We start from the raw sequence: 231 nt of genomic DNA on the forward strand, positions 1-231 counted from the left end.
GACCTGGCCCGCAACGTGCGCCAGGCGCTGGACCAGTACGGCCTGCCCGGCCGCGCGCTGGAGCTGGAATTCACCGAGCGGGTATTGATCGAGGCCGCCCCCGATACCCTGCAGACCTTCGCGCGGCTGCGCGAGATGGGGGTGCTGCTGACCATCGACGATTTCGGCGACGGCTACAGCGCGCTCAACTACCTGCGGCGGTTGCCCATCCACGGGCTCAAGCTCAGCCAG

Annotated in this window: 1 protein-coding gene; it reads left to right on the plus strand. The window is 68.8% G+C overall.

Annotated features, from left to right (window positions below; all coding sequences use genetic code 11):
• The coding region (locus ACQG3P_RS24940) for an EAL domain-containing protein (RefSeq protein ID WP_426806543.1) at positions 1 to 231 on the plus strand (231 nt) is incomplete at both ends.

This window comes from Stenotrophomonas sp. SrG (assembly GCF_050031795.1).
Taxonomy (GTDB): domain Bacteria; phylum Pseudomonadota; class Gammaproteobacteria; order Xanthomonadales; family Xanthomonadaceae; genus Stenotrophomonas; species Stenotrophomonas rhizophila_A.